Below are 25,417 nucleotides of genomic sequence, written 5' to 3' on the forward strand. Positions count from 1 at the left end.
GCTCCCCGCAAGGGGAGCGTGGATTGAAATATTCCATTTCTCCCTTCATCTTCATCTGAGTTAGGTCGCTCCCCGCAAGGGGAGCGTGGATTGAAATCCATAGAATACGTTGGATCTGCTTCGAAAGTTCCGTCGCTCCCCGCAAGGGGAGCGTGGATTGAAATTCTACTATCTGGAAACAAGAAATGGACAAGAATGTCGCTCCCCGCAAGGGGAGCGTGGATTGAAATTTTGATCAGGTAGATGCGCTGCTGGATAGCATTGCGTCGCTCCCCGCAAGGGGAGCGTGGATTGAAATTACTGATGTCAAGTAAATCCTCTCCTTTCTGCTTCGTCGCTCCCCGCAAGGGGAGCGTGGATTGAAATACCCAATATGTAGATATGTTACAGCGTGTGGACCTGGTCGCTCCCCGCAAGGGGAGCGTGGATTGAAATAGTAAAAAGGTCTTAGCGAACGTATGACGCCACGGTCGCTCCCCGCAAGGGGAGCGTGGATTGAAATTAGAGATTTGGTGATTATTCCTAAGGGAACTAGGGTCGCTCCCCGCAAGGGGAGCGTGGATTGAAATGGTAATGACCCTGGCGTATGGTTCCAAACAATATGTCGCTCCCCGCAAGGGGAGCGTGGATTGAAATAGGGCTGGGACCTCGAATTTCCCGGCGCGAATAGTCGCTCCCCGCAAGGGGAGCGTGGATTGAAATCGCTCCCGTGTTGGTGCTGGTGGCAAGGAATCCCGTGTCGCTCCCCGCAAGGGGAGCGTGGATTGAAATTCATGAAGCTAATCGACGTCATCATAGACGACGAGTCGCTCCCCGCAAGGGGAGCGTGGATTGAAATAAAGTTATAATCAGGCATGGAGCCACTATCTCCCGTCGCTCCCCGCAAGGGGAGCGTGGATTGAAATTCGTGACAGCGTTAGGACTCACAATGTAAAGAAGTCGCTCCCCGCAAGGGGAGCGTGGATTGAAATCAGGGCTTCCAGTGCCTGCTTACAGGCCTCTGCGTCGCTCCCCGCAAGGGGAGCGTGGATTGAAATGTATTGACAAAGAACACGTACTCACCCATGGGGCGTCGCTCCCCGCAAGGGGAGCGTGGATTGAAATGTACTTACCGACGTTATGAGCTGCTGAAAAACCGTCGCTCCCCGCAAGGGGAGCGTGGATTGAAATCGCCAGGGCCGCCGCCTGGACCATCTTGATGCGGTCGCTCCCCGCAAGGGGAGCGTGGATTGAAATCCTGAGCCGCTTGGCCCATCTGACCAACTTATGCGTCGCTCCCCGCAAGGGGAGCGTGGATTGAAATTAGTGATGCTCTTTACAACAAAAGGCTTTGCCCGTCGCTCCCCGCAAGGGGAGCGTGGATTGAAATCAGGTGGCCACAGCCGTGGCCCCGAAGTCGACGGTCGCTCCCCGCAAGGGGAGCGTGGATTGAAATATCAGCGCAGTGCTTGCCGTCTGGATGTCGCCTCCGGGTCGCTCCCCGCAAGGGGAGCGTGGATTGAAATCAGCTGCCGTGCGCCTGGTCGTCCAGGACCACGAGTCGCTCCCCGCAAGGGGAGCGTGGATTGAAATTTTAATGGAGACCGTGGGTGTGGGTTTAATCCATGTCGCTCCCCGCAAGGGGAGCGTGGATTGAAATATCATGCCATCTTTTATTGCAGATCTTATATGCTGTCGCTCCCCGCAAGGGGAGCGTGGATTGAAATTCCACGGTAATCTGAATCAATGGTCCCAACTCCCGTCGCTCCCCGCAAGGGGAGCGTGGATTGAAATAAGCTCGATGCCATAGTCATCAAAGTATGCAAGAGTCGCTCCCCGCAAGGGGAGCGTGGATTGAAATTTCCGACATGAAGGATACACGAAAGCGATTTCCGTCGCTCCCCGCAAGGGGAGCGTGGATTGAAATCCGATTATCAAGGGTGGGAGGAACAAACAATGGCGTCGCTCCCCGCAAGGGGAGCGTGGATTGAAATAATGTAAGCCTAACATTTGCGTCCGGTTTATCCAGTCGCTCCCCGCAAGGGGAGCGTGGATTGAAATAATGTATTCGCCGCAGACATCGGCAAAGAGCTTTGTCGCTCCCCGCAAGGGGAGCGTGGATTGAAATGGCACACTTTTGCAACCTTACTGCTGCAAAGAACGTCGCTCCCCGTAAGGGGAGCGTGGATTGAAATAGCAACGGAAATTCTTAATAATTTGCTTGCTAATGTCGCTCCCCGCAAGGGGAGCGTGGATTGAAATTACGTTGCCCATGAGGACGACGCGGAACACCGGGTCGCTCCCCGCAAGGGGAGCGTGGATTGAAATTGGTAGCACGTGCCCAATTCAGCAGCTACGACTGTCGCTCCCCGCAAGGGGAGCGTGGATTGAAATACGGGCTGGAAAGGCGCGTCTACTGGCCTAGCATGGTCGCTCCCCGCAAGGGGAGCGTGGATTGAAATAGGAAGTCCATTGACATAGTGGGTCACCCAGTAGTGTCGCTCCCCGCAAGGGGAGCGTGGATTGAAATGAGGTAAGCTGGAGCCATATGCCTGAGAGCGAGGTCGCTCCCCGCAAGGGGAGCGTGGATTGAAATCGGGGTACCTACCACGGCGCAATTTAAGGACCCTGTCGCTCCCCACAAGGGGAGCGTGGATTGAAATCTGTAGCACTTTTCCTGCTGCATGCTTCCTGCTGGTCGCTCCCCACAAGGGGAGCGTGGATTGAAATCTCCCCGTGGTCAGAAAAGTAGACCAGACCCTGAGTCGCTCCCCGTAAGGGGAGCGTGGATTGAAATCTCCCCGTGGTCAGAAAAGTAGACCAGACCCTGAGTCGCTCCCCGTAAGGGGAGCGTGGATTGAAATATGTAATAGACAAAGTCTTGAATCAGCAGGAGGGGTCGCTCCCCGTAAAGGGAGCGTGGATTACAATGGGCCCAGGAATTCGGACCAGGCCTGAAAATTTTAAATGTATATGCTATAGTATAGGTAACAAGAACGGAGGCCGCTGCCATGGAAAGCCATAACTATTCTGCTGAATTTAAGGCCAAAATCGTCTTATCAATCCTTCAGGGTGACAAGGATTTTGCTGTTATTTGTTCCGAAAATCATCTGGATTCGGAGCTGGTTCGGAAATGGAAGCAGGCTTTTCTGCAAAATGCGCATCGTGCTTTTGAGGCAGATTCTGGGCGTAAGGACGTTCAAAGAAAGAAGAAGGAGCTGAAGCAAAAGAGTGACCAGCTGACGCTTGAGCGGGACTTCCTTCAGGACTGTTTTCGCAAGGCGGGAGAAGTCGTTCCCAAAATTCCCCAAAAGGATGCCAAGGACTGACGGTCTGGCTATCTGGCGGCCAAGCGAACTGTCTAGGGTAAAGTGTGCTGGCCTTCCTGTAGCGGCTGGCATGCGGGGGTCCATTGTACCTTGTACGAATTTTGGGGCATAAAAAATACTGGATGTTCTTTAGCATCCAGTATTTTTTATGCCCCAAGCTGCAAACGGTCACTTCTCCTCCAGCAACTGGTTCTTCCGTTCCAACAGTTGGAGCTGCTCCCGGAGTTCTGCTATTTGGCGGTTCCGGCGGTGCAGTTCCTGGTGGAACCGTTCTTCCCGGGAAGCTTGCTCCTCCTGCTCTTCATGCACTCTTTGCAGGGTCTTCTCCAGTTTTTCCCGGTCCTGCAGCAGCTGCTGGCGCATTTGCCCAAGCTGCTTTTCTTCCAGGGTTTCCTCTGCAGCTGCGGTTTGTGCAGTGGTTTCTTCCGGCTTCGGTTCAGCTGCTGGCTTTTCCGGCTCAGCAGCTTCTACCGCCAGTACGGCGCCCCGGTCTAGTATCAGCTCCACCGTGGCTTCCGTCTTGTCCCCAATCTTGTCGTACAGCCGGCCGCCGCTCCAGCAATTTCCCAGAATGGTGCCCACGCTGTTGGCCACATAGCCGATTTTGCCCAGGGGCTCCAGCTCGCACCGGATGGCTTCTTTGTCGTACTTGTTGTCCGGCTCCTTGATCAGCTGGACCTTCATGTGCCGCTTGAGAAACTCGTTTCCAAAGTAGTGGTTAAAGCCCGTCAGGGTACAATATAACTTGGTCATAGGTCCTTCCTCCTTTAGCCTTCTCTTCTATACTTCTCTTCCTTTCTACTTTCAGTATAGCAGGAAGGGTGGGGGGAAAAACTCCCAGAAGAGCGGTTTTGGAAAAAAAGTGGGTGCGGTCAGCGGCCCTGAAGTGAAGTGGTGCCGGGAATCCCCGCTCAGTCAGCCACTAACGTGTCTGCCAGCTCCCCCCTAAAGGTAGGAGCCTTTAAAAGGTCGTGCGGTCTGCAAACCTGAAGTGAAGTGGTGCGGGGTATCCCCGAGCGGTTCGCCGTATTCCAAGCAGCTGCCGTATGGGCCTTATGGACCAAACCTTCATGGGAAAACTTGTGGGATGTTTGGATGCGGCTATAATGAACAAAAAAATGGCATGCGAACCCAAACAAGTTCGCACGCCATTTTTTCACAGCCCTGCTTGCAGAAGCCTCTAGCTTTCTGCTTCCACTGCATGATCAAAGAAAATCTGTTCTTCGGGAATGACCCCTTGAAGCAGGACGTTGGCCCGTCCCACATAGGCAAAGCCCATTTTGGTGTACAGGGCAGCCGCCGGCTTGTTGCCCGCCCAGGTATCCAGACGGACCGCCTTGCAGCCCTGTTGGGCCGCAAGGGCGAGGGCAAACTGGACGAACTGCTTTCCATACCCGTGCCCTGCCCGGCTGGGCGGAATGCATAGGGTGTGGATCACCAGCACTTCCTCCGGAGCCGCAGGAATATGCCAAGGCGCAGGTCCATATTCTGCCGGCTGGAGCTGGTTTAGAATCACGCTGCCGCAGATCTCCCCGTCCTCCTCCAGAACGTACAGCGTACCAGCCTGCCAGGCCTTCTCTGCCGTTTCCCGGGTGGGGTACAGGTCCAGCACCCAGTTGGAATTGGTACCATTTTCTTTTTCATAGGTCAGCAGCTCCCGGTAGTTCGCAGCTGCCGCCGGAACATCCTTTTCCAGGGCTTTACGAATCATAGCTTTGCCCTCCTTTTGCATCATTTTTTCCAGTATAGCGGAGGAAGGAAAGCCCCGCAAGCTTTTTTACAGGACTGCTGGAATGGCGATTCGAGCAATCTTGATAAATTCTTCCATGGCCTTGGTCATAATGGCTTCTTTGGGAAAGTAGACACTGATGTATTGCTCAGTATGGGGAACTTCCAGGGGAAAGAAGCAGCAGTGCTGGGGCGGCTCCATGGTGCGGACCATCAGATTGCTGACGATGGCGGCCCCTAGGCCTGAAGCGGCCAGCCGGTAGGCAGTGGAAGCCTGGTCCAGTTCCAGTACCACAGAGGGTTGAAAACCTGCTTCCAGAAAAAGGGTATCTGCCCGCTGCCGGCTGTTGTTGCCGGGCCGCAGTAGCACAAAGGGAGTTTGCTGGAAGTTAGTTAAGAAGACTGGCGGCAGCAGGTGATTTTCCAGTTGCTGCACGGGATAACGGGAAAGTTCTTCCCGGGTACGGGCCTGTTGACGGATTTCCGGACAGGTACAGTATTTTTCAGGCACGACCAGTACCGTAAACTCATGACAGATGACAAACTTGCGATATTGTTTTTCTGGCAGATGCTTATTGGAAAACAATAGATCAATCTCTCCCCGGTCCAACTTTTTTAGCAGTTCTTGGGTGGTACTTTCATGCATATCTACCAGTACCTTGGGGTACGCTTCCCGGAAGGGCGAAAGGGCCAGGGGCAGCAGGTAGGTGGAATGAAAATTGCCGGCGCCTACTGACAAGTGTCCCTGTTTTAGATGATTGATTTCGTAGATATCATTTTCCAGGCGATTTTGGATGCGCCTCATTTCTTCCACCGCAGCAATATACTTTTTGCCAAATTCGGTGAGTCCAATGGGCGAGACGGAACGGTTAAAAATCGGCGCACCGATTCTCTCCTCGGCTTTTTTGATGGTCAGGCTGAGGGAGGATTGGGAAATAAAAAGCTTTTCTGCAGCCCGGCTGAAATTCCGTTCCTGGTAGACGGTGTAGATATAATTAGCGTTGCGAAACATGGCAGCCCCTCCTTGTGTATTTCATTTATGCAGTTGTCTTTATTATACTATTGATTCTAATCAATGGAATCTATATTTTAATTTATATTGGAATTAACTGCTCCTCGTTCTTATAATGAAAGCAGAGAATATGATACAAATTGATTTAGTTAAGGGAGGCTTTTGTTATGTTATCACCACAGGAAATGAGGAAATTGATTCCTTTTATGGACACGGTCCATTATTTGGACAATGCATCTGTCGTACCTTCTTCCACCCGGGTTTGGGCGGCAATGGAAGAATATGGGCAAAAATACCCTTTGAATTACGGAGTTGGAGAATTTCCTGCCTCTGTGGAAGCAGCGGCTAAGGTGAACGAAGCCAGAGCCAAATTGGCCAAATTCATTAATGCCAAGGCCCCCGAAGAAATCTGCTTTACCAAAAACACCACGGAAGCCATCAATATGGTAGCCTATGGCGGACCCTGGGAAGCAGGGGACGAAATTATCTTGACTACAGTGGAGCATCAATCCAACATCATGCCCTGGCTGCGCCTGGTTCAGGATCGGGGCGTTGTAGTCAAATTCGCCCAGGCGACTAAAGAAGGCTTCGTAAAGCCAGACGCCATCCGGGCCCTGGTAACGCCAAAAACCAAGTTGATTAACGTAACTTATGTGTCAAATATTTTTGGCACTATTACCCCTGTAGAAGAAATTGGTGCGATTGCTCGGGAAGCGGGCGCTTTTTACATGGTGGATTCAGCCCAGGCTGGCGGCCGGCTGACCATGGATGTACAGAAATCCGGCTGTGATTTCATGTCCATCTGCGGCAGAAAGAGTATGATGGGGCCGCAGGGCACCGGAGCTCTTTATATCAAAAAGGAATTGACCCCTATGCTGAAGCCGTTGGATATTGGCAGCCGGGCCGGACGCTTGGTAGATGAAAAGACCATGGTACTCAATGAAGCTCCCTATAAATTTGAGGCCGGGGTACTGAATACGGCTGGGATGATTGGCCTGGGCGTGGCAGTGGATACCCTTGCAGAAATTGGCACGGACAATATCCAAAAACGCATTGCTGAATTGACCCAGTACATGATTGATGGGCTGTTGGCGATTCCCGAAGTGGAGCTGTACGGAACCCATGATGCCCAAAAGCTGGCAGGGGTAATTTCTTGGAATGTACGGGGCCACAGCTGCTCGGAAATTGCGTCCCGGCTGGGTAAAGAAGCCAATGTGTGTGTAGCCTCCGGCGCACAGGGAGCGCTTTTGGCCATTCGGCCTTTGGGTGTTAATGGCGTTGTGAGAAGTTCTGTTCATTATTTTACCAGCAAGGAAGATATTGATGCTTTGCTGGCCGGCTTAAAAAAGATTCTTGCTTAGGAGGGAATTGCCATGCTGAATCAAGCGCTGATTGCTAAAGAATACGGCTTTTTGGGAGATGTAGCCTATTTGGATATTTCCCTGACGTCCATGCCGCCGATGCGGGTACGGGAAGCCTGGAAAAAATTCATTGAAGGCTACGTGATTCCTTACGGAACCAATGCAGGGACCTATTTCCCCGATATTTTGGTACGGGCCCGGAAAGAAATGGCTCAGCTGATGCAGGTGGAGCCTTCTGAGATTGCTTTTACCCATGGGACCGGCGATGGAATGACCAAACTGGCCAATTCCTTCCCCTTTGCCAAAGAAGATAATGTGGTCATTACGGAAGAAGAACACGCTTCCAATGCTATCCCTTGGTTGGGTATTGAACAAAAGGGTGTAGAAATCCGTTTTGCCAAAAGTGAAAATGGGGTAGTTCCCATTGCCAATATTGTGGCTATGATGGATGAACATACCAAAATTGTTTCCACTGCTTCTACCTATTTTTGCAGCGGGTATGCCATTGACCTGAAAACTTTGGGAGAGGAATGCCACAAGCGGGGAATTATTCTGGCCATAGACGCGATCCAGTCCATGGGCCGGCTTACCATGCGGCCTCGGCAGTGGCATATCAGCTACGTGGCCGGCGGCGCCCATAAAGGTTGCTTAGGCACCAAAGGAGGGGGCTATGTCTACTGCGCCAAGGAATTAAGCCAAATCCTGAAGCCGTATACGGGATCGCTGCAGAGCTTGACCAACGGCGGCCGTCCGTTCCCCCTGCGGCATTATGACCAAATCCAGTGGCAGCCCGATGCCAGCCGGCTGGAAGGCGGTATGTATTCCTTTGGTATTATTGAAAGTCTGGCCAATGGGGTCAGCCTGATCAATGAGCTGGGAATCGAAAATGTAGATGCCCATATTCATGCGATGGAAAATTATCTGCGGGGAAAGCTTGCAGATTTGCCGCTGAAGGTTCTGGATATTCCAGAGAAGAATCGGTCTGGGCTGCTGTTCATCTGGTATCCTGAAGGCGCAGATCCTAAGGCCGTTGAACAAGTGCTGCTGGACCATAAAGTGCGTGCTACCGTACGTCAGGGCTACATTCGCATGGGACTGCATTTCTATAATACCCAGGAGCAGATGGATCGGGTTTCCCAGGCACTGCATGAAATTGCCAAGTTATCCTAAGGAGCCAAAATGAACAAAAATATGGCAGAGGAATTCTTTTGTGCCTATTGCGGAGTCAGAAATTGTGCGAAAAAATTAGGCCAGGAAGGGGACTATCCTTCTTCCTGCCCCAGCCTGCGGCCGGAGCTGGAAGGGTATTTAGAAGAATATAAGGATCCGGAAACTTTAAAACTGGCCCAGGCAGCAGCCATTTCCAGTATGGACCATACGGAGAGCCGGGTGCAGCAAACGGTACGCTTTGCCCGGAATTGCGGTTTTACCAAACTGGGAATTGCCTTTTGCATTTCGCTGGCAGATACTGCCGGTATTTTGGCCCGGTATCTGCGGGAACAAGGCTTTACGGTAGAAAGTGTAATCTGCAAGGTGGGACATTATGACCGAAAGTGCATAGGAGTGGAAGATACCCGGGAAAAACCCATGTGCAATCCCATAGCCCAGGCAGAATACCTGAATGGGGTTGGCACAGAGCTGAATCTCATAGTGGGGCTCTGCGTAGGACATGATGCCCTGTTCAGCCATTATTCCCACAGTCCGGTAGTAACCCTGATTGCCAAAGACCATGCTTTTCATAACGCCCCTGAGCTGTTTTTGCAGCAGTGGGCCCAAAAGGAAAAGGCTGCGCACAGGAAGAAATCCTGAAAATTTTGCTGATGCTGAGTGTGGGGCAAGCAATAGACAGCTAAACTTTATAAACAAAAAAGGGGCTGTGAAATAATGAAACTTCTATCGTCGCCTGCGGCGCCACTTCCTACACGCTTTACGGTCGCATCCAAATGTCAATCAGTTTCCCGAGGACATTTGGAATATGCGACCTATGTGATAGCCGTCCGTGAGCCGAACCCGGAGGGTGAGGGAGAACGGAGCACGGCGAACCACTCAGGAAGCATTCTAGGGCGCTACTTGTCAAGTGACAGAGAAAGTTAGTAATAGTATTTGCATACTATGATTTCATCTCAAAACCCATTTTGCATATGACTGGTATAGGACTAAGACTGGCCCATCCAAGCGTGGAGGGGCTGTCAGTCCGTAGGACTGACTGAGGAAGTTTATTAGATACAGTTATAAAGAACAAAAAACGGCTTGCGAACTTTTTTGAGCTCACAAGCCATTTTTTCCTTTCGGGGATATTATTTCACACCCTCTTTTTGTTCTTACAAGCCTTTATCCCGTTGGTATTGTTCTTGGGCCAGGGTCAGGAATTGCTCCATGGCAGGGGTTACGTAGGCACCGCTTCGGTAGTAGACCATGCCCTTGCGGCTGGAGAGGGTACTTTTTAATTTGTACAGGCACAGCTCTTTTTGAAAATTCTGATGCTCCAGCAGCAGGTCGCTGCAGATGGTTGCTCCCACCCCCAATTGGGCAAAATTCAGGCAGATGGAGGAGGATTCCGTTTCCATGGTAATGATTGGGTTCACCCGGACTTCCTGAAACAGCTGGTTAGCACAGGTGCGGATGTAGTTGTTCTTGTTGGCCAGGATAAACGGTACCTGGGAGAATTTTTCCAGGGAAAGGGCTTTCACTGCGGGTAAAGCAATCTGGCGCAGGGAATCGGGGGTCAGCTGGTATTCCTGGTATTTGGCATTAATGGGGTCCTGGGCCGGTACGGCCAGAATCAGGTGCTCTTCATAGGCTGGCACCCCCACGTAAGCTTGGGCATCCATGGGCTTGGTGGAAACCATCAGGTCGCTTTCGTAGGCATCTACCATTTGCTTCCCATATAAGGTATTGCTGTTTAGAAGGCGGACTTGAATCCGGGGAAATTTTGCCTTAAACGCCGCTATCAATAGGGAAACCCGGTACTGGATGCTGAGGCTGAATGCACAGATGGTCAGTTCCCCGTACTGGAGGGTGTTGAGCCCATAGGCCAAATTGCGCAGACGGTTTTCCAGGTCCGTGACTACCCGGGCGCTTTTCAGATATTCTGCTCCAAACGGAGTCAAGGTAAGGAGTGTGGTTTTTCGGTTAAAAAGGGGCGCCCCCAATTCCTTTTCCAACCGCTTGATCATGGCACTGAGTGCAGGCTGAGAAACATGGAGCTTTTCTGCGGCCTTGCCAAAGCTGCGTTCTTTGTAGATACACTCCACATAATCTTTGTGACGAAACATTTTTTCTGCCTCCTAAGTGGCGAAAACCCTTGATTTGCGTACATTATAACATAAATGTTATCGGTTATGCATTACATATGTATTGGATTATATTACCAAAAAGATATTAAATTGAATTAACAGAAAACAAAGCTTGAAGGAGGCAGCGGATATGGAAGAATGGGAACCTAGACGGGTTAATTGGCTGGAAATCGACTTAGATGCTTTGGAACAAAATTTCAAGAATTATAAGGCCATGGTGGGACCGGATATCAAAATCATGCCGGCCATTAAGGTAAACGCCTATGGGCACGGCATCATTGCCTGTGCCAAGGTGCTGGAAGAAGCCGGGGCTGATTATCTGGGCGTGGGTACGGTGGAAGAAGGTATTTTGCTCCGGGAGCAGGGGGTGAAAATGCCCATTTTGATTTTCGCCAGCAACCTGCTGGAGGAAACCGCCCCTTTATATGTGGAGCATCGGCTGATTCCTACAGTACTGTCCTTGGAAGGAGCCAAGGCCGTAGCCCAGGCCGCAGGCCAAAAGAAGCAGGATATCTTCATCGGCATGGATACCGGCCGGGGCCGGCTGGGCGTCAATGCGGAAAAATTCCCAGAACTGTTTCGCAGCATCCAGCAGCTGCCCCAGCTGCACGTAGAAGGGGTCTACAGTCATATGGCCAAGGTAGGCTGGCCTGACGCAGATAACCAGTATGCCCTGTGGCAGCGGGATCGCTTCCAAAAGGCTATGGATGCCATCGGTAAGGCTGCTGAGGCCATTCCCTTCCGGCAGCTGGCCAATACCCCGGCAGGCATTGCCCTGCCAGAACTGCGGTTTACAGGGGTTTGTCCTGGGCGGGCCATGTGGGGCTATTCGCCTTTGGAAAAACGGCCGGGACATCCGGAGTTTACCGCTCCCTTGAAGGCTTGGAAAAGCCGGCTGATTCATGTAAACGAGGTGTGGGGCGGCAAGTTCGGACCCAATTTCAGTGCCGTGCAGTTGACAGCTCCCAAGCGCATTGGGATTATGGCAGGGGGCATTGGAGATGGCTTCCAGGCGCCTCTTTCCCAGGGCTATGTGCTGTTAAATGGGAGAAAATGCCCGGTGGCCAGCAGCCTGTCCCTGGAACATACCATTTTGGATTTGACAGACTTTCCTGAGGCCAAACCGGGGGACGAAATTGTTATCCTGGGCCGGCAGGGAGAAGAAGAAATTACCCTGGAACAGCACATGAAAGACTGGAACCTCAATATTCCTAAGGTCTGGGTCACCATTTCCCGCCATATTGACCGGCAGTACTACCGGCATGGGAAGCTGTGGGCGGTAGGCCGGGAAAATAAGCTCATTTACGTACAAGGAGACCCTAAATGACAGCGTTAAACCAAGAACAGCGCAAAATTCCCTGCGTTTATATGCGGGGTGGCACGTCCAAGGCGGTATTTTTCCGCAGGGAGGACCTGCCCCAGGACGAAAGCACCTGGGATGAAATCTTCCTGAAAGTTATGGGCACGCCAGATGTGAAACAGATCGACGGCATGGGCGGTACGGTATCTTCCACTTCCAAAATTGCCGTAATCAGCCCTTCCAAGCGGCCCGCGGCTGACGTGGATTTTACCTTTTTCCAGGTGGATATCGACCAGCCCAAGGTGGCCCACAATGTAAGCTGCGGCAACATTGGCTCAGCGGTGGGGCCCTATGCAGTAGACGAGGGCCTGGTGCCTGCCGTGGAACCCATTACCATCGTCCGCATCTACAATACCAATACCCAAAAGTATCTGGAAGAACGGGTGCGGGTCAAGAATGGCCATGCCTGTATGTATGGAGACACGGAAATTCAGGGCGTGCCGGGAACGGGCTCCCGGGTGGACGAAATTTTCCTGGACCCAGCAGGGGCCTGTACGGGAAAACTGTTTCCCACCGGTCAGACCAAAGATGTAATTGCAGTGCCCGGCTGCGGCCAAGTTCCGGTCAGCATCGTGGATAGCGGCACTTTGGTGGTTTTTGTTCGGGCCAGGGATTTGGGACTTACCGGCAGTGAACAGCAGGAACTCAACAGCAATACAGGCGTTATGAACCAATTGGAGCGCATCCGGGGAGAAGCGGCAGTCCGCTTAGGTCTGGTCAGCCGTTGGGAGGACGCTCGTAAGGAAACCCCGGCGGCACCGGATATCGGCATTTTAAGCGAGGCGCAGGCTTATATTTCCTTGGACGGCAAAGCGGTGGCCAAAGACGAGATGGACCTGTGCGTGCGGGCCATTTCCCTGGGCAAGATTCATAAGGCCTATCCCATTACCGTCACAGTGGCCACGGCAACGGCGCTGATGCTGCCCGGGACCCTGGCCAGCGAACTGGTAGCCGTGCCCAAACCGGAAAAAATCCGGCTGGGTCACGCTTCTGGGGTGATGGAAGTCAGCGCCCAAAGTGATGGCAAGACAATCCAGCGGGTCGGGGTAATTCGCACAGCCCGCCGGATTATGGACGGCAATATCTATATTCGGGAAGAGTAGAGGAGAGCATCATGGAAAAGAAAAAGAAAATGAATGACATTACCAAAATTGTCATCGCAATGCTGCTGGGCTCCGTTGTGGGGATTATTGTAGGCAAGCCCGCAGCTGCCATCGGTTTTGTCTGGGATATTTGGCTAAATCTGATGAAAATGTTCCTGGTTCCCATTGTGGTCTGTATGCTGGTTAAGGGCATCAGCAGCATGGACAGCCCGGAAATGCTGGGGCGCTTGGGACTGCGGTTTCTGGTATTTTACTTATTTACAACGGTTTGCGCTTCCGTAATTGGTATCGGCGTAACCAAATTCCTGAATCTGGGCAACGGCGTTCATTATGAAGCCATGGCTGCTTCGGTGAAAATCAACGAACTGCCCGGGTTGGACAAATTCTTTACGGATATGTTCTCCACCAATATTTTCAAGTCCTTCACTAGCGGGGATATGATGCAGGTCCTGATTATTTCCTGCTTCATTGGGGTGGCCATTGTGCTGCTGCCGCCGGAAAAACGGGACCCCATCCGCAGCTGGTTCTGCTCCATGGCGGATTTGATGACGTCCCTGATTACCATCGCCTTGAAACTGGCTCCCATTGGGGTGTTCTGCCTGATGGCTGCTGCCCTGGGCAAATATGGTTCCGGTCTTTTGGTCACCATTTCCCAGATTTTGGGAGCCTTCTATGCGGCCTGCTTTATCCATCTGATTTTGATCTACTGCCTGCTGCTGTTTGCCTTTACGGGTATTTCTCCCATTACTTTTTTGCGCAAAGCCTTTCCTACCTTTGCTACCGCTGCCAGCACCTGCTCCAGCAATGCGGTAATTCCCGTCAGCCTGGACGTGTGCACAAAGAATTTCAATGTAGCAGAGCCGGTGGCTTCCCTGGGGATTCCTTTGGGGGCAACGGTGAACAAGGATGGGGTAGGTATCCTGTGCGGCGTAGTGCTGCTGTTTAGTGCCAATGCCATGGGGATTCCCCTGTCCACCAGCCAGATTGTGAACCTGGTATTTGTGACCGCTTTGGTTACCAGTGCTGGTTCCGGTGTTCCTGGCGGCGGCCTGATGAACCTGATGATTGTAGCCACGGCCATTGGTATGCCCCTGGATCTGGTTGTCATGGTAGGCGGTTTCTACCGGTTCTTTGATATGGGAACCACCTCCATGAACTGCCTGGGCGACGTTTCTGCTACGGTACTTATTGACCGGGTGGAAAAGAGACACGAAAAGGCCATGGCAGCCAAAATGGCTAGAGAAGAAGCTTAACTAACAACCCTTAACAATAAACCAACAACCCTGAAAAAGGCTTAGCTGACGGAATGACGGGCTAAGCCTTTTCCGGGCAGTATCCCAAGGAGGAGAAATCATGAAAATTGTAAAAGCCCCGCATCCTTCCAGCGGCCATTATTCCGCCGCCATCATTTCCAACGGCATGATCTATGTTTCCGGCCAAAGCTCGGTGGACCCCTTTACCCATCAGGTGCCGGAAGGCGGCATGGGTCCGGAAATGAAAATGAGCCTGGAGCGTATCGAACATATTTTGCAGGAAGCAGGAGCCGACCGCAGCCACATTGTCATGTGCCGGGTTTTCATTACCGACATGAGCAAATGGGACGAAGCCAATGCAGCCTATGCCGAATTTTTTGGTGAACACAAGCCCGCCCGGGCCATCTACGAAGTGCGGCGTACCCATCATATGGCCCAGATTGAAGTGGAAGCCATTGCAGAGGTCTGAGGATGACTGAAAACGAGAAAAGGCAAGCGCCCCTGGCGCAGTTGGCTGCCTTTACCGCAGCGCTGACCTGGGAGCAGCTGCCTCAAAACGTGCAGCAGGCCGTGGTGTACCGGGTTTTGGACCTGGTCAGCGTCAGTGTGGGGGCCAGCGGGGACCCTTTGGTGGAACACCTGAAAGAGGCTGTGGAAATGCTTTCTGGGGGCCCCCCTGCCCAGGGGGTGCATCTATGGGGTGAACCGGAAGGACGTACCTGGTCAGTAGAGTCTGCGTCATTGCTGAATGCCATGCTGGCCCACACCCTTGAACTGGACGACGTACACCCGGCGTCCAAATGCCATGGTTCCGCCTGTTTGATTCCGGCTGCCTGGAGCTTGGGCGAACGGCTGCAAAGCTCGGGAAAGGAGCTTTTGACTGCGGTGGTGGCAGGTTATGAGACTGCTTTTCGGATTGGCCGGGCCTTTGGCGTCACGGAACACCGGAAAAGGGGCTGGCACGCCACTTCGACCTGCGGGGTATTTGGCGCAGCCGCGGCTTGTGCCCACCTGCTTCAGTTGAACCCGGAGCAGACCGCAAATGCTCTGGGACTTGCTGGTTCCCAGGCTACCGGAGTATGGGCTTTTTTGGGTGATGGAACCAATTCCAAAGTGCTGAACCCGGGACAGGCGGCCGCAGCTGGCCTGCGCAGCGCCCTTTTTGCCCGGGCTGGGATGACAGGTCCTGTCCATATCTTGGAGGCCCAGGATGGAGGGCTGCTCAAGGCCATGAGCGATGGAGGTTGCTTGGAACAGGTGGCGGCAAACCTGGGGGAAACCTGGGAAATTCTGCACATGGATATGAAACCCTATCCCTGCTGCCGGTCGGCCCACAGCAGTATTGATGCGGCTAAGCTCCTGCGCCGGGAAATCCTACAGGCCCTAAACCTGCCGGAAACGGTGTCTCCCAAGGTGCTGAGCCAAAAGCTCCGGGATCTGCAAGTAGGGATTTACCAAATCGGGTATGCTCAATGCGCTTACAGCGAGGGCTGCCTTCGGCCGCAAACTCCGCTGGAAGCCCGGTTTTCCCTGCCGTATACGGTGGCCTGTGCCTTATTGTATGGAAGGGTGGACCAAAGCCTGTTTACGCAAAGAGAAATCAGAATGCCTTTGGTGCAGCAGCTTATGACCAAAATCCAGGTAAAAGAGGATCCGGAGCTGACAGCGGCTTATCCTGCCCATTGGAGCGCTTGGGTGCAGGTAACCCTGGAAGCTGGTAGGACCTTTCGCCAGTTGGTCCAGGACCCGGCAGGCTCCTTCCAGCATCCGCTTTCCCAAGAAGACGCCCTGGCCAAAGCTTCCGGCCTGTTGGCAGTCCGGTATGGGGCGCAGGCGCAGGTGTTGGCGGAGAAACTTCTTGCCCTGCCCAAGCTGGAGCGGCTGCCTTTGTTGTAGATATACAGCCAAACAAAATATAGACGCAAAAGACCGTGCCCTCGCCAAAGCAGGGACACGGTCTTTAAAAATATAAGGACGCAGGCTTAATGCCTGCGTCCTTTGGCTGTCAGCGGGGGAGGAGGCCCCGTCTGACGGGAGGGTGAATGAATTTATTCTTTGCCGTTGATGGAGTTTACCAGGGCACTTACCAGGTCGTCCATGGAACGGTTTTGGCCAGCGGTCATGCTGGAGTTGATGGTTACGCCATCTTGCAGCACGGTCATGGCTTTCATCTGGTTTTCCAGGAAGTCCTGCATCAAGCCGCCTACAGTACAAGCCCAGGAACCGTTTTCGATGATGCCCACGATCCGTTTTTGTACGTTCAGGGCCTTCATGTCTTCCAGGAAGTTCAGCATCTTGGGATAAATACCCAGGTTGTAGGTTACGGAAGCCAGTACAATGTGGCTGTATTTGAAGGCGTCGGAAATCAGGTAGGAAACATTGGTCTTGGACACATCGTACATGGCAATGTTTGTCATGCCCTTTTCAGCCAGTTTGGCGGCCAAAATGGAAGCGGTGCTTTCAGTGTTGCCGTACATGGAAGCATAGACCAGCAGAACGCCTTTTTCTTCGGGTTCATAGGAAGCCCAATGTACGTATTTGTCCAGGATGTAGCCCAGGTTGCTTCTCCACACCGGACCATGCAGCGGGGCAATCATCTTGATGTCCAGCTTCAGGGCCTTGGCTTTGCCCAAGAGGTCCAGTACATGAGGGCCGTACTTGCCAACAATGTTGGTGTAGTAGCGGCGGGCATCGTCCAGCCAGTCACGGTCGAAGTTCACTTCGTCGTTGAAAATCCGGCCGCCCAGGGCCCCGAAGGAACCGAAGGCATCGGCGGAGAACAGGACGCCGTCTTTGGTATCGAAGGATACCATAACTTCCGGCCAGTGGACCATAGGAGCTTCTACGAAGGCAATGGTATGTTTGCCGAAGGTACGGGTATCGCCTTCCTTGACGATATCTTGTTTTTCAACCTTGTAGCCAAATTGGTGCAGCAGGGTAAAGGCTTGCTCGGTGCTGACGACTACGGTTTCCGGGTGACGCAGCAGCACTTCCTGGAGGGAAGCGGCATGGTCGGGTTCCACGTGGTTGACAACCATGAAGTCCAAAGGACGGCCCTTTAGCACGCCTTCAATGTTGTCCAGGAACTGACGGCATACGGACCAGTCAGCCGTATCGAACAGGACGGTTTTTTCGTCCAGCAGCAGATAAGAGTTGTAGGAGACGCCCCGGGGAATGGGATGGATGTTTTCAAACAATTCCAGCCGGCGATCATCTGCACCTACCCAATATAAGTCATTCGTTAATTTTCTAACACATTCCATATTGATTCTCCTTCACAGGTGTGGGGAGGAGAGGCCCCTCCTCCTCAGACACGTCTAGTTGATCGTTAAGGGCTGACACGCCTTATTTTACCGGCACGAACTTGTCTTTTTCGGAGTTGCACAGCGGGCATACCCAATCTTCCGGCAGATCTGCAAACTTGGTGCCCGGTTTGATATCGGCATCAGGATCGCCCAGATCCGGATCATATTCGTAGCCGCAGCCGTTGCAGACATAATGCCCTTCCGGAACTTCTTTGATAATCAGAGGTCTCTTCATCTTAACCATAGGAGGAGCGGGTTTCTTGGGTTGACCATTGTCCAGAGCCTTGGCCAGCAGCGGCAGGATCACATTCACGTCGCCTACAATACCATAGTCGCAGTTCTTGAAGATAGGAGCACCGGCGTTGGTGTTGATGGCTACGATGGTGGTGGCATTCTTGATGCCTTTCAGATGCTGTACGGCACCGGAAATACCGCAGGCAATGTACAGGTTGCCGTTGAACTTCTGGCCGGACATGCCCACATACCGTTCAATAGGAACATATTGCAGGGTTTCTGCTACAGGCCGGGAGGACCCTACGGCAGCACCGGCAGCTTTGGCCAGGTCATAAATCAGTTTCATGTTTTCTTTGGAGCCAATGCCTTTACCAGCGCTGACTACCCGTTCTGCATCCACAATGGGGGTGTCCATGGGAATGCCCACGGTGAAGTCGTAGCCGTCGCCCTTCAGGGCTTCTACCAAAGCATTGACCTGTTCTTCAGGAGTACCATCCTTGAAGATTTGTTTCTTGCGGGCACCGGTAATGGTGTTGTTGGCCTTGGTGGTGCCGGCGTGTTTGGTGTTGGACATACGGTCCGTAATGTAGGAGGCAATAACCACTCTTTGAATTTCGTTGGTGCCTTCGTAAATTTGGGTAATCTTGGAATCTCTGTAGAAGCGTTCCACGTCCATGCCCTTCAGGTAGCCAGTGCCGCCGAAGATTTGCAGGGCTTCCGTGGTCACTTGTTCAGCCACATCAGAAGCGTACATCTTGGCCATGGCAGCTTCCATGCCGTAGGATTCGTGGTTGGTCTTCAGTTCAGCAGCGCTGTAAACCAGGAAACGGGCAGCCCGGATCTTGGTGGCCATGTCAGCCAGCTTGAAGGATACGCCTTCCTGTTGGCAAATAGGAGCGCCGAATTGGATTCTTTCTTTGGAGTAGTTCAAAGCAGCTTCGTAAGCGCCCTGGGCAATACCCAAAGCCTGGGCAGCAATGCCGATACGGCCGCCGTCCAGGGTAGCCATGGCAATGTTGAAGCCTTTGCCCTGACGGCCCAGCAGGTTTTCTTTCGGCAGTTTCACATTGTTGAAGATCAGTTCTGCCGTAGCGGAGGAACGAATCCCCAGTTTGTCATAGTGATCGCCGAAGGTGAAACCGGGCATGCCTTTTTCTACGATGAAGGCGCTGATGCCCTTGGTGCCTTTGCCAGGTTCCGTTACGGCAAATACTACATAGGTATCTGCTTTGCCGGCGTTGGTGATGAAAATCTTGTTGCCGTTCAAAATCCAGTTCTGGCCATCGAATACGGCAGTGGTTTCGGTTTCACCAGCATCGGACCCGGCATTGGGTTCGGTCAGGCCGAAAGCAGCCAGTTTCTTGCCGGATGCCAGCGGGGTCAAATATTTTTTCTTTTGTTCTTCCGTGCCATAGGCGAAGATGGGGTAGGAACCCAGGGAAACGTGAGCGGACAGGATTACGCCGGCACCGCCGTCGACTCTGGCCAATTCTTCAACAGCAATGGCGTAGTCAATGTAATCCAGGCCCATGCCGCCGTATTCTTTCGGATAAGGAATACCCAGCCAGCCCAGTTTGCCCATTTCGGCAACTTCTTCGTCAGGGAATTTGTTTTCCTTGTCCAGCATGAAGGCAATGGGTTTAATCTTTGCCTCAGCAAAACCACGTACTTGGGCACGAAATTCTTCATGGTCGTTCGTTGTGGTGAATAACATCTCTGTAACCTCCTCTGTAGTGGAAACATCCTCCGTCCCTGCCAACCTTGCGGTTTGGTATGAACTCAACCTAGTAATCGAAAATTAAAACTTATTAATAATTATTCTACGCTTTAATAGTACACTTGCTGAATACATTTGTCAACGGCTATAATCAGAAAATTGTCCACAAATCAGGCGGCAATTTTGCTGTTGGTAAAGTATCCCCCAAGGGACTCCTAAAACGCAGGAAACAATGGAGTGAACCTCTGCAGCAGCCTGCTACCACACGGTTTTTTCGTTAACCTCCGCAAACAGTGGCTCAAAACGGTGCTGGTCTTTTTTCAGGCAGACCAGGTAATAATCCACATGGCACTCTGGATCGGCGATGGGGATATTGATCTGCCCGGGGAGCTTTTCGCCTCGGTTCAAATAGTAGCTGGAACTGAAGCTGGGGTAGCCGGAATTACGGGCCAGCTCCTGAAAGGCTTCCCGCTGGACCTGCAGCAGGTAATGGGTGTGGGGCGTCTTATCCTTGGTCATGGCAGCCCAGAAACCAATTTGGTACAGGAGCAGGATGTTCAGGCCATCCAGATCCTTCAAATGGATTTCCGGCGAAAAGGCCAGGGGATGCCCCGGCGGAAGCGACAGGAACAAATCTTCGTGACCGCACTTCTTGGCAAGGAAAGCACCGCTGTCCGGCGAAGCCTTGTGGGTTACTACCAATTGGTACGTATGGTCCGACAACCGTTTAAGAAAATCCCGGTCATCCTTCATATCCGCTGACAGGCGCATACCTCCGAACAGGCTGTTGATCAAGGGCGTCAGCACCATTTGTGGCACCGGAGCGCCATAACCAATATTTATAGTCCGCAGGCTTCGGTCATACAGCTGCACCCGATGGGTAAATTCCTCGTTGGCACGAAGAAGCTCACGGGCGTACAGTAAGGCATATTGGCCGGTTTCGTTAAGCTGCAGCTGGTTCTTGCGGCGGATAAACAAGGCTACACCCAGTTCCTGTTCCAGCTTCTTCATGGAGCGGGACAGTGCCGGCTGGGACGTATGCAGCTTCTCTGCCGCAGCTGATAAGGTTCCGCAATCGGCAAAGGCTAGGAATTGTTCCAATAGAAAACTCTCAAGCATATAGTCCTCCTTTCCCCCTTGATAGTGATACTATTCAGCGATGATATAGTGGAATCCTTTTTTTGACATTTTATTTTTTTTAGTTTTTCTTTTAAAATAAGAAAAGTGAGAAGAATGTTACAGTTGTTTACTAAAATATAACATGTATTTGTTTTTCTGATGGATTTTAGAGGAATTTTCAGAAGAACCGGGAAAGGAGAAATTGCTATGGAATATACGGAATTGTCCAATGGGGTCAAGGTGCCCCTTTTGGGCCTGGGGACCTTTATGGTGGCCCCGGAAGTTACCGCCCAGGCCGTGTACACCGCCTTAAAGAACGGGTACCGGCTGATTGATACGGCCAACGCCTATTTGAACGAAAAAGCAGTGGGGGAGGGGCTCCAAAGAGCCTATGCGGAAGGTATCTGCCGCCGGGAGGACGTGTTTCTTTCCACCAAATTGTGGCCCACTGTGTACAATAGCCCCACTGCGGTAGAGGATACCCTGAAACGGCTGGGCACCACCTATGTGGACCTGCTGTTCATCCATCAGCCCGCCGGGGATTTTCTTGCCGGCTACCGGCAGCTGGAGCGGGCGTACCAGGAAGGGAAGGCCCGGAGCCTGGGCATTTCCAATTTCCACGGGGAGAAGCTGACGCGCCTGTTGGAGGCGGCTGCGGTGAAGCCCCAGGTGGTGCAGTTAGAGACCCATCCCTATAGAATCCGCCAGGACGTGCTGGACGTATTGGCGCCCCTGGGTACCAAACTCATGGGCTGGTATCCCCTGGGCCACGGGGACCCGGAGCTTTTGCAGGAACCGGTCATCACGGCCATTGCCGACCGGGTGCACAAAAGCGCTGCCCAGGTCATTCTCCGCTGGGCGGTCCAAAAGGGCTTCATCACCATTCCCGGGTCCAAGAATCCCGACCACATCCGGGACAATTTCGCCCTTTTCGATTTTGCCCTGACCCCGGAGGAACTGGAAGCTATGGCTGCCCTGAACGGGAAAAAGAGCTATTACGAGCCGGACAATGCCACGGAAGAAAAATATGCGCAGATGCACCTGCCGTTTGAACGCTGAAAGGAGCGAGAAACATGGAATTTGTTACGTTAAATAATGGAGTCAAAATGCCGAAACTGGGGTATGGCGTGTACCAGACCCCGCCGGAAATTACCCAAAAGGCTGTGGAAGAAGCCCTGGGCGCCGGGTACCAATTGATCGATACCGCAGCCGCCTATAGCAACGAGGAGCAGGTGGGCGCCGCCTTAAAGCACAGCGGCAAAAAGCGGGAAGACCTGTTCATCACCACCAAACTGTGGGTACAGGACCATGGGTACGACAACACCCTGAAAGCCTTTGACACCTCCCTGAAGAAACTGGGCCTGGACTATTTGGACCTGTACCTGATCCATAAGCCCTATGGGGACTACTATGGGGCCTGGAGAGCCATGGAACGGCTGTACCAGGAAGGCCGCATCCGGGCCATCGGCGTGACCAGTTTCTGGAACGAACGGCTGGCTGACCTGTTCAACTGCAATGCCGTAAAGCCCCAGGTGAACCAGATTGAAACCAACGTGTGGGACCAGAAATGGGCCGAGCATGACTTTATGGCGGCCAATGGCATCCAGCATGAAGCCTGGGCACCCTTTGCCGAAGGCAACAACCAGGTCTTTGCCAATCCCGTATTGAAAGCCATCGGGGCCAAATACGGCAAGACCACCGGCCAGGTCATGCTGCGCTGGCTGCTCCAGCGGGATATTGTGGTGATTCCCAAATCCGTGCATCTGGAACGGATGCAGGAGAACCTCCAGGTCTTCGACTTTGCCCTGAGCGATGAAGACATGGCCCAGATTAAAGCCCTGGATACCGGCAAGAGCACCATCTACGACGAAATGGATCCCAAGAATGCTCTGTACATTGGGAAGGTCACCATCCACGACTGATGGAAAGGGCAGCAAAAAGAAAGGGTACCTGCGGCACGAGAGCCGCAGGTACCCTTTCTTGGTAACTTGTGAAGATATTTGGACGTGATCGCAACGCTTTGCTGGAAGCGTCCGCAGCCCCCTACTGGTCAAGTAAAATCTAATGTATAGTGCAGATAAGAAGATGACCAGCAATTGTTATGAATGCCTTCCCCGCCTTGGTGTGCTCCCCGTCAAGTAGACAGTTCCTAATAATATAAACCTCTACGCCGCCATTTGGTAGCTATTATGTTTTTGCATAGGGGTCAAACGGCCCAAATTCCGCTGCAAACGGCCACTGTTGTAATACTCCATGTAGTTATTAATCATCGTTACCAAAGCTTTACGGCTGTCGAAGTCACGAGTATAGTACCGTTCTCTTTTCAGCATGCCCCAGAAGCCTTCCATCGGGCCATTATCAATGCATTTTCCTATCCGTGACATACTCTGCGTCATACCAGCATCTAGAATCATCTTGCGGAAATCCCTGCAGGTGTATTGGAATCCCCGGTCAGAGTGAAACAGGGGATGCGCGCCAGGGTTTTTCAACAATGCCTTATTGAAGGTATTGAATACCAAATTTTTATCGTTCCGGTTGCTTATCACATAGGAAACAATTCGTCTGTCATACAGGTCAATAATCGCGCTCAGATATACCTTATGCACAACTACCCCCTCATAGTAGTGAAATTCTGAGACGTCAGTACACCATTTCTGGTTAGGGGCATCGGCTTTAAATTCCCTATTCAAGATATTTTCTGCAATGTATGCAGGATCTATTGCACGCTGGGTGCAGCCCTTAGGGGCATATTTAATCGTAGACTTTATATTTATCACTCGACAAAGATGAAGAACGCGACCGTCACCAATTGCTATTGGTTTCGTGTCAGGATAGATCTTCTTATTTGGGGCTCGTAAGTCATCAGCTATTCGTCTGTACCCTTTAGCTGGGTCAGCCTTGTATATCTCTTCTATTCTTTTAGCAATTTCCTTGTCGTCAATTTCGCGTGCTGAAGGCTCTCTATGAAGCCATTTGTAGTAGCCGGCCCGGGACACTTTTCCCAATTTGCACAGGCCAAGAATAGGGTAATTCTTTTCAGCGTGCAGTTCTTTAATGGCTTCATAAATGGCTCCATATCTTATTTGTGTGAATCCCGCCTCCTTTCCACAATATCGAGTTTTTTTAGGAAATCAATCTCCATATCCTTGGCTTTGAGTTTTGCATTAGCCAGTTTGAGTTCAGCTTTCATACACTCATATTCTGTAGGGGCTTCTTCAGGGACTTCTACTGGCTTCCTGTGTCCGCGCCCATCTATGAGTCCTTCGGTATTGTACTTATTATATTTTAAGACGTAATTTCTGACTTGCTGGTAGGAAACCTTAAACTTTTCAGCGGTTTCATGGTAAGCATTCCCGTTTTCAATGCAGTATTTTACGATTTCAACGCGCTCGTCAAAGGTCGTTTGTCTAGCTTTAGTCATGATCTTGGCACCTCCAGTACCCGAACTTTTTAGTTCCTCATGACTATTATACTTCTTTAACCAGTCTCTGATTTGACGAGAACTTTTTAATCCGTATTTTTGTACCAGCTGGGACATAGTCGTTTCGCCCTTAAGATATTCCTCTACGCATTGGATCTTAAGATCAGCAGAATAACTTTTAACCTGTCTTTTGTTAAATACCTCAGGACCATTTCCTATATATTCATCTACCCAATACTGTACTGCTTTCCAGTGAACCCCTAACCTTTTTGCAGAAACCATTGGTGATTCTTCATGAGCAAGAACAGCTTTGACAGCCTTTAATTTATCCTCTGCACTGACTTTCGATATAGACATTTTACATACTCTCCTTTCAACGAATCCAGGAGGTTTAACTATATGCCAGTCTACTTTATTCATAGCATACCANTCATGAGCAAGAACAGCTTTGACAGCCTTTAATTTATCCTCTGCACTGACTTTCGATATAGACATTTTACATACTCTCCTTTCAACGAATCCAGGAGGTTTAACTATATGCCAGTCTACTTTATTCATAGCATACCAGCGTGTAGAAGGTGTCATCCACAACGTGGATGACGGAAGAAGTTCACCCTAGCATTTGCGGCCTCCGGCCGCATGCCTTCCACTTAAAGCCTCCTCATTGGCAGGCGCATCCAAACTTTCTCAGTCATCCCTGCGGGATGACAGCCCCTTCACGCTTGAAGGGCCTCATAAGGAAAATATGCGCCCCCAAAGGGGAGGTGGGTCTACGCAAAAAAATAAAAAGCGTGGACCCGGAGAGGTCCTGCGCTATGCGAACAGGAGAAGGGGAAGGAACGCCCCGCCCCAAAGGGCGGGGCAAGGTTGGGGTTCCAGCCCGCTCCCGCGGGCCATATAATCCCAAAAACACCTCTACACTTTTCGCAGAAAAGTGTAGACAATTTCCTTGTTCCCATCATCTATTGTCTCTCATTCATCTTCACCCTTTTCTAAAGCTAAAAAATATGCCCTGGACCGGAGTCCAGGGCATATCTTCTATTTCTTTTTTGAATTTGAAGAGCAGCAGCCGCTGCAGCCGGCACAATTGCAGCCGCAGGAGCTTTTTCCGGATTTATGGTCGTTCACCATCTTCCGAATGACGCTGCCTACAATCAGGAGCAGGACCAAACCAACAAGGGCAGTTCCCATAATACCATC

The 25,417-nt window shown here is 51.8% G+C and carries 21 protein-coding genes and 1 CRISPR repeat array (1 of these 22 running past the window's edge); of the genes, 11 read left to right on the forward strand and 10 right to left on the reverse strand.

Annotated elements, in window-relative coordinates; all coding sequences use genetic code 11:
* Positions 1-2,910: direct repeats of the CRISPR family, unit length 33 nt; unit sequence GTCGCTCCCCGCAAGGGGAGCGTGGATTGAAAT (it extends 7,218 nt beyond the left edge of the window).
* 80 nt (positions 2,911-2,990) lie between these two features.
* Positions 2,991-3,308: a transposase gene (locus tag C7E10_RS09480; RefSeq protein WP_105327040.1), complete on the forward strand. Its 318-nt coding sequence runs from the start codon at positions 2,991-2,993 to the stop codon at positions 3,306-3,308.
* Between the two features lie 168 nt (positions 3,309-3,476).
* Here C7E10_RS09480 and C7E10_RS11975 read toward each other — a convergent pair whose 3' ends face one another.
* From C7E10_RS11975 to C7E10_RS09495, 3 genes are all read right to left on the reverse strand, one after another.
* Positions 3,477-4,061, reverse strand: coding sequence for an HIRAN domain-containing protein (locus C7E10_RS11975; protein ID WP_118287029.1), 585 nt, complete (start codon positions 4,059-4,061; stop codon positions 3,477-3,479).
* Positions 4,062-4,488: 427 nt separating this feature from the next.
* Positions 4,489-5,019 (reverse strand): GNAT family N-acetyltransferase, encoded by a 531-nt coding sequence (locus C7E10_RS09490; protein ID WP_105327041.1) that lies wholly within the window; start codon positions 5,017-5,019, stop codon positions 4,489-4,491.
* Positions 5,020-5,085: 66 nt separating this feature from the next.
* The gene (locus tag C7E10_RS09495) at positions 5,086-6,048 is read right to left on the reverse strand and encodes a LysR family transcriptional regulator (RefSeq protein ID WP_105327042.1); all 963 of its coding nucleotides are present in this window, start codon (positions 6,046-6,048) and stop codon (positions 5,086-5,088) included.
* 167 nt (positions 6,049-6,215) lie between these two features.
* Between C7E10_RS09495 and C7E10_RS09500 the strand changes: the two genes are divergently transcribed.
* From C7E10_RS09500 to C7E10_RS09510, 3 genes are read left to right on the forward strand one after another with little or no spacing between them, the layout of a single operon-like run.
* The gene (locus C7E10_RS09500; RefSeq protein WP_105327043.1) at positions 6,216-7,409 is read left to right on the forward strand and encodes an aminotransferase class V-fold PLP-dependent enzyme; all 1,194 of its coding nucleotides are present in this window, start codon (positions 6,216-6,218) and stop codon (positions 7,407-7,409) included.
* Positions 7,410-7,421: 12 nt separating this feature from the next.
* Positions 7,422-8,579 (forward strand): aminotransferase class V-fold PLP-dependent enzyme, encoded by a 1,158-nt coding sequence (locus tag C7E10_RS09505; protein ID WP_105327044.1) that lies wholly within the window; start codon positions 7,422-7,424, stop codon positions 8,577-8,579.
* A gap of 9 nt (positions 8,580-8,588) precedes the next feature.
* Positions 8,589-9,218: a DUF1847 domain-containing protein gene (locus C7E10_RS09510; RefSeq protein WP_105327045.1), complete on the forward strand. Its 630-nt coding sequence runs from the start codon at positions 8,589-8,591 to the stop codon at positions 9,216-9,218.
* Between the two features lie 512 nt (positions 9,219-9,730).
* Here the strand turns inward: C7E10_RS09510 and C7E10_RS09515 are convergent.
* Entirely contained in the window at positions 9,731-10,684 is a 954-nt protein-coding gene (locus C7E10_RS09515) for a LysR family transcriptional regulator (RefSeq protein WP_105327046.1), read from the reverse strand.
* Positions 10,685-10,835: 151 nt separating this feature from the next.
* Here C7E10_RS09515 and alr point away from each other — a divergent pair, with 151 nt between their 5' ends.
* The 5 genes from alr (at position 10,836) to C7E10_RS09540 (ending at position 16,317) form a co-directional block, all read left to right on the forward strand.
* Complete coding sequence (alr, locus tag C7E10_RS09520; RefSeq protein WP_105327047.1) at positions 10,836-12,032, forward strand: alanine racemase; 1,197 nt, start codon at positions 10,836-10,838, stop codon at positions 12,030-12,032.
* The gene (locus C7E10_RS09525; protein ID WP_105327048.1) at positions 12,029-13,168 is read left to right on the forward strand and encodes a 2-methylaconitate cis-trans isomerase PrpF family protein; all 1,140 of its coding nucleotides are present in this window, start codon (positions 12,029-12,031) and stop codon (positions 13,166-13,168) included. The genes alr and C7E10_RS09525 overlap by 4 nt, the downstream gene beginning before the upstream one ends.
* Positions 13,169-13,179: 11 nt before the next feature.
* A complete protein-coding gene (locus C7E10_RS09530; protein WP_105327049.1) occupies positions 13,180-14,421 on the forward strand; it encodes a dicarboxylate/amino acid:cation symporter in 1,242 nt (413 codons plus the stop codon).
* 100 nt (positions 14,422-14,521) lie between these two features.
* The gene (locus tag C7E10_RS09535) at positions 14,522-14,890 is read left to right on the forward strand and encodes a RidA family protein (protein WP_105327050.1); all 369 of its coding nucleotides are present in this window, start codon (positions 14,522-14,524) and stop codon (positions 14,888-14,890) included.
* 2 nt (positions 14,891-14,892) lie between these two features.
* Entirely contained in the window at positions 14,893-16,317 is a 1,425-nt protein-coding gene (locus C7E10_RS09540) for an MmgE/PrpD family protein (protein ID WP_105327051.1), read from the forward strand.
* A 152-nt stretch (positions 16,318-16,469) separates the two neighbouring features.
* Here C7E10_RS09540 and C7E10_RS09545 read toward each other — a convergent pair whose 3' ends face one another.
* The 3 genes from C7E10_RS09545 to C7E10_RS09555 form a co-directional block, all read right to left on the reverse strand.
* Complete coding sequence (locus tag C7E10_RS09545) at positions 16,470-17,684, reverse strand: FprA family A-type flavoprotein (RefSeq protein WP_105327052.1); 1,215 nt, start codon at positions 17,682-17,684, stop codon at positions 16,470-16,472.
* Between the two features lie 82 nt (positions 17,685-17,766).
* Positions 17,767-19,674, reverse strand: coding sequence for an acyl-CoA dehydrogenase family protein (locus tag C7E10_RS12345; protein WP_105327053.1), 1,908 nt, complete (start codon positions 19,672-19,674; stop codon positions 17,767-17,769).
* 261 nt (positions 19,675-19,935) lie between these two features.
* Positions 19,936-20,796: a LysR family transcriptional regulator gene (locus C7E10_RS09555; protein WP_105327054.1), complete on the reverse strand. Its 861-nt coding sequence runs from the start codon at positions 20,794-20,796 to the stop codon at positions 19,936-19,938.
* Between the two features lie 207 nt (positions 20,797-21,003).
* Between C7E10_RS09555 and C7E10_RS09560 the strand changes: the two genes are divergently transcribed.
* Entirely contained in the window at positions 21,004-21,855 is an 852-nt protein-coding gene (locus C7E10_RS09560) for an aldo/keto reductase (RefSeq protein WP_105327055.1), read from the forward strand.
* A gap of 14 nt (positions 21,856-21,869) precedes the next feature.
* Positions 21,870-22,718 carry an aldo/keto reductase gene (locus C7E10_RS09565; RefSeq protein WP_105327056.1) on the forward strand — a complete coding sequence of 283 codons (849 nt, stop codon included), beginning with the start codon at positions 21,870-21,872 and terminating at the stop codon, positions 22,716-22,718.
* A 243-nt stretch (positions 22,719-22,961) separates the two neighbouring features.
* On the opposite strand, the gene C7E10_RS09570 is transcribed toward C7E10_RS09565, so the two are convergent.
* From C7E10_RS09570 to C7E10_RS09580, 3 genes are all read right to left on the reverse strand, one after another.
* A complete protein-coding gene (locus C7E10_RS09570; RefSeq protein WP_105325363.1) occupies positions 22,962-23,879 on the reverse strand; it encodes an IS3 family transposase in 918 nt (305 codons plus the stop codon).
* Positions 23,876-24,802, reverse strand: coding sequence for a helix-turn-helix domain-containing protein (locus C7E10_RS09575; RefSeq protein WP_105327057.1), 927 nt, complete (start codon positions 24,800-24,802; stop codon positions 23,876-23,878). The genes C7E10_RS09570 and C7E10_RS09575 overlap by 4 nt, the downstream gene beginning before the upstream one ends.
* Positions 24,803-25,255: 453 nt before the next feature.
* On the reverse strand, positions 25,256-25,408 hold the full coding sequence (locus C7E10_RS09580) for a FeoB-associated Cys-rich membrane protein (RefSeq protein WP_105327058.1): 153 nt from the start codon (positions 25,406-25,408) through the stop codon (positions 25,256-25,258).
* Positions 25,409-25,417 lie beyond the last annotated feature (9 nt).

It is taken from the genome of Acidaminococcus hominis, from assembly GCF_900291475.1.
In the GTDB taxonomy this organism is placed as follows: Bacteria; Bacillota; Negativicutes; order Acidaminococcales; family Acidaminococcaceae; genus Acidaminococcus; species Acidaminococcus hominis.